This is a genomic window from Helicobacter valdiviensis, from assembly GCF_003245365.1.
Lineage (GTDB): Bacteria > Campylobacterota > Campylobacteria > Campylobacterales > Helicobacteraceae > Helicobacter_D > Helicobacter_D valdiviensis.
On record NZ_NBIU01000059.1, the window covers coordinates 1 to 4,296 of the forward strand.

Here is a 4,296-nt window from a genome sequence, read left to right on the forward strand (position 1 = left end):
ACTCAATATGTAAGTGAGGCAATCACTAAATGGGAAAAAAGAGTGGAACTAAAAGGAGTAAGATTAAATTCTTTAAATAACCACAAATTAAACATTACTTTGCTTTTTAATAATCACCCTAGCATAGAGGTGCAAATATGAGCAATAGCGTTGAACTTTTAGCCAACAATGGCTATTTTAAGCAAACCTTTTTAAAAGACATTCCCTATCCACAAGTCATAGAGGAGTTAGATTTTGAAAAGCTGTTAAAAGCTTATGAAGAACTTTTTAAAACCTTTTTTGATGAAAATGTAGAACTTTTAGAATCTGATCCCTTCAAAGCAGTATTAGAAGCTCTTGCTTATAGAGAAATGATAATTAGAGCTAGGATTAATGAAAGTATAAAAGCAACCTATCTGCATTATGCAAAAGGAGATGATTTAGATAATGTAGTGGCTAATGGATATTTAATTAAAAGACTAGAGGGCGTTAAACCTAGTGCAAGTGTAGAGTTTGAACTTAATACTTTGCTAGATTATGATGTTCTCATTCCTAAAGGTTCTATTTTTTCAAACGAACTAGCAGATATTGCAACTCTAAAAGAAAATGTCTTTATTAAGAAAAATACTAACAAGGCTTTAGGAGTATTGGAGTTAGAAGAATATATTGAAAGCAAAGAAGTTAAATGTGAATTTTTACAAACTCCACTCCCCTTTGTAGCAAAGATTAAGCAACTAGAAGCCTTTAGTGGTGGAGCAAGTAAAGAAAGTGATGAAGCTCTAAGAGAAAGAGCTGTAATGAGTGTTCATCGTTTTTCAACTGCTGGAAGTGAGAAAGGCTATATCTACCATGCCCTAAGCGCTACTCCTAAAGTTTCAAGCATTAAAGCTTTAAATAATGGAGCTGGAAAGGTTAGAGTAATCATAAAAAGTGAAGATGAAACCATAATCCCTGAAGTAGAAGCTTATCTAAGTGGTGATGAAGTGCGTCCCCTTACAGATAGTGTGAGTGTAGAACTAGCTAAGGCTAGAGAGTTTAAAGTAACTGCAAAACTTTATTTATTAGAGCTATCTCGCGTTAATGAAATAAGTTCTAAGATTAATGATTTACAAAAAGATTTTGATTTAAGTGTGGATTTAGCACTAGGCTTTATTTATAAATGTTTGCACCAAGAAGGAGTTTATAAAAGTGAGATTATTACTTTAGAAGAAAAGATAAAGCTAGAAGTAGAACACCACACACAAGAAAGCACACAAGAAAATACAGAGGAAGAAGAAAGCTACATTTATAAAGATTTGCCCCTGCAAGATATTTTAATCGCTGATGATGAATTTGCAATGCTAAATTTTAGTATTGAATACCAAAAGGCTACTCTATGAAAGAACTTTTAATTTTGCCTCACCATAAACCCCAAAGCAAAGCCATTGATTTAAGTGCTAAAGCTAGATTAGAAGCTTTAAATTTAGAAAAGATTAGCAATCTAGCACTAAATTGTGATGAAAGATTATTGCCAATATTAGCCAATGCTTATGATGTAAGTATCGATGGACTAGAGATAAAAGAAGCAAGAGAGCTTATAAGTAAAGCACTTTTATTAGATAGATATAACGGCACCACCTTTGCAATAAAAGAAGCACTAAAAGCTGTCTTTCCAACAGCAGTGGTTAAAGAGTGGTTTAACTATGGAGGAGAGCCTTATTTTTTCAAGGTTAAAGTAACTTCACAAAATGAAAGCTTTGATGAACGCACCTTTAATACACTGGAGAGATTAATTAAAGATTTTAAAAATGTAAGAAGTGTGCTAGAAGCTATTGAAATAGAGATTGAAAGTAAGAATGATAGCTTTAATGCAAGTGTAGAGCTTAGTGGAGAGCAAATAGAGCTTTTACCTTTTCAAACTACACGAATACAAAGCAATGCAAAAACAAGCTTTAATGCAAATGCGGTGTTTATTTGTGAGGTAAGCAAAACAAATATTAGTTTTAAAGGAGTTTATTGATGAATAAAACTAAAAGTGATTTTTACACCATTTTAACAAGTATTGGAATTGCTAAATTTATTGCTGCTAGGGCTAGTGGCAATGGAGTGAATTTAGAAAAATTTAAATTAAGTTCTAAAGTGATTTTGCCCAGTGAAGAGATGAGAAACTTAGAAGAAGTGGTGTATGAAGCAAATATTGCAAGTAAGTCCATTGATGAGCTTAATCCAAACTATGTGCATTTAGAATGCTATGTGCCAAGTAATGTTGGAGGATTTGAAGTGAATGCCATAGGAATTTATGATAGCGAGGGAGATTTAATCGCAATAGGAAATACTCCAAGAACCTATAAGCCACTCTTAGAGCAAGGAAGTGCGAAAGAACTAATGATTAAAGTAGTAATGGAGTTATCTAATGCAGAGGAAGTTATTTTAAAGCTAGAACCTAGTGTAATTATGGCAAGTAGGGATTATGTAGATAAAATCAAACTAGAATTAGAACTTAAAATTGATAGTGCTATCAATGAACTTTTAGCCAAACTTGCATTAAAAGCAGATTTAAATGGAAATAATGCACAAGTTTTTAGTGTTGCAAATCCAAGCGAGGCAAATCATGCTATTAATAAAGCCACACTAGATAGTGCTATAAATAGTTTAAATAATAATCTAGGAAATCAATTAAAAAATTGTGTTTTATTAAGTGGCAATCAAAGCATAGCGGGGATAAAAACTTTTAGTGTAGTGCCAGTATGTGCTACAAACCCTACTGCTAATAATCAATTAGCAAATAAATCTTATGTAGATTCTGTGGGGAATGCCAAAGTAGCTTTAAATGGTAATCAAACTATTAATGGAATTAAAACTTTTAGTGCAAATCCAGTGTGTGCTAAAGAAGCTACTGCTGATAATCAACTTATAAATTTAGGAACGATGAAGAAACTAGCTCCAAGCTATGTGGATAAAAATCTTATAAAAGCAATTTGTGAAGGAGCTTACGAAGAGGAATTATTAAAAGCTTTTACGCTTAAAAGCAATGTAAATTATACAAATAATAGCGGAAAAGATTTATTGATAGTAACTAGATTATGTACAGATAGTCTATATTATGATACTCATCAACCCTATAGTAATGTAACAAGTAATTTGATTATAGGAGATAAAACTTTTGAAATCAAAAAAAGATTTACCATTGATTATGGTGATGCAGGAAGTACTACTGTTGGATATTACAACAAATGGGATGGTGCTATATTTCTAGTCCCCAAAAATACCACATACAAATGGGTTGCAATGTTTGTATCAGTTAATATAAACCTTACAGCAAAACTTAAAGCGGTATATTTTTAAGGAGTTCCCATGAAATACTACAAAGATTCTAATAACGAGCTTTGGGCTTATGAAGATTATGTCAAAGATGAAGAGATTAAGGAGGGTTTAATAGCTATTTCTGAAGAAGAGTTTATTGCCCTTACCACTCCACCACCTCCTACACAGCAGGAGCTACTAGAAGCCTCAAAGCAAAGCAAACTAGAAGCAATAAGAACTAAAAGAGATGCACTTTTAGATGGAGGGCTAAGCTATAAAGAGCATACTTTTCAAACAAGAGAAAAAGATAAGCTAAACATCAATGGTGCAGTAACTAATCTAATGCTGGATATTCAAAGCACAAAAAGCATTAGTGAAATCATTTGGATTGATAGCAACGATGAGAAAGTGAGTTTTACCCCTAATGAGTTTTTAATCTTCGCTTCAAGTGTAGCATTCCATACACAAGAAATCACCTTTAAAGCAAATGCACTAAAAGAGCAAATAGAGAATGCACAAACCATAGAAGAAGTGGAGGCAATCAAATGGATTTAGAAAAAAGCAATCAAATCTTAATTTTTGGAAGTGGCATTTTAGCAGTGTTTTTTCAAATGATTAGTTATCTTGGAATAAGCTCTGCTCAAGTTTATGCCCTTTTGTTTGTGTTTTTCTTTAGTGGGTTTGCTGGATTTATTAAAACAATCTCATTTAGAGAGAATTTAAGAGCTTTTATCTGCTTTGATATTACAAGTAAAGCTTTAAGTTTGTTTATTCCCTTTGTAGTAGCATTTGGAGCTAAGAGCATTTCTAATCTTTATATTTTTGTAGATTACTGCTTTAGCTTTTTAATTCTAGGTGAGATTTTAAGCATTCTAATTTGTATCCAAGCCTTAAGAACTAGAAATAAAGAGATTAAAGAAATAGATATTTACAATCTAGTCATTAAAAAGCTTCAAGATTTTATCGCTAGACATTTAAAGCTAGAAAGCAAACACATAGAGATTAAAAACAAAGAACCTCCACAAAAAGAGGAAA

General features: G+C 32.2%; 4 protein-coding genes and 1 pseudogene. All 5 read left to right on the forward strand.

Features of this window, described 5'->3' with window-relative positions:
• The first annotated feature begins 137 nt into the window (after window positions 1–137).
• The gene (locus B6S12_RS10255) at window positions 138–1,358 is read left to right on the forward strand and encodes a baseplate J/gp47 family protein (RefSeq protein WP_111230682.1); all 1,221 of its coding nucleotides are present in this window, start codon (window positions 138–140) and stop codon (window positions 1,356–1,358) included.
• Entirely contained in the window at window positions 1,355–1,978 is a 624-nt protein-coding gene (locus tag B6S12_RS10260) for a phage tail protein I (protein ID WP_111230683.1), read from the forward strand. The genes B6S12_RS10255 and B6S12_RS10260 overlap by 4 nt, the downstream gene beginning before the upstream one ends.
• A pseudogene (locus B6S12_RS11845) lies at window positions 1,978–2,472 on the forward strand (phage tail protein); the annotation flags it as partial. The gene B6S12_RS10260 and the pseudogene B6S12_RS11845, both read left to right, overlap by 1 nt.
• Window positions 2,473–3,312: 840 nt before the next feature.
• Window positions 3,313–3,816: a DUF4376 domain-containing protein gene (locus B6S12_RS10270; RefSeq protein ID WP_111230684.1), complete on the forward strand. Its 504-nt coding sequence runs from the start codon at window positions 3,313–3,315 to the stop codon at window positions 3,814–3,816.
• On the forward strand, window positions 3,807–4,296 hold a 490-nt coding region (locus tag B6S12_RS10275), incomplete at its 3' end, for a hypothetical protein (RefSeq protein ID WP_111230685.1). The genes B6S12_RS10270 and B6S12_RS10275, both read left to right, overlap by 10 nt.

Bases quoted from the DNA above. Each gene is read 5' to 3' on its own strand.
- B6S12_RS10255 (WP_111230682.1), top strand. From the start codon at position 138: ATGAGCAATAGCGTTGAACTTTTAGCCAACAATGGCTATTTTAAGCAA.
- B6S12_RS10260 (WP_111230683.1), top strand. From the start codon at position 1,355: ATGAAAGAACTTTTAATTTTGCCTCACCATAAACCCCAAAGCAAAGCC.
- B6S12_RS10270 (WP_111230684.1), top strand. From the start codon at position 3,313: ATGAAATACTACAAAGATTCTAATAACGAGCTTTGGGCTTATGAAGAT.